The organism is Bacillus sp. sid0103, from assembly GCF_019219025.1.
In genome coordinates, this window is the sequence record NZ_JAHUWN010000146.1 from 1 (window position 1) to 255 (window position 255).

Here is a 255-nt window from a genome sequence, read left to right on the forward strand (position 1 = left end):
TCCGCTACCCACACCTCATCCCCGCACTTTTCAACGTGCGTGGGTTCGGGCCTCCATCCAGTGTTACCTGGACTTCACCCTGGACATGGGTAGATCACCTGGTTTCGGGTCTACGACCACATACTCATACGCCCTATTCAGACTCGCTTTCGCTGCGGCTCCGTCTCTTCAACTTAACCTTGCATGGGATCGTAACTCGCCGGTTCATTCTACAAAAGGCACGCCATCACCCATGAACGGGCTCTGACTACTTGT

General features: G+C 54.5%; 1 rRNA gene. It reads right to left on the bottom strand.

The window, feature by feature from the left end:
- A 23S ribosomal RNA gene (locus KW850_RS34630) occupies positions 1-255 on the bottom strand; the annotation flags it as partial.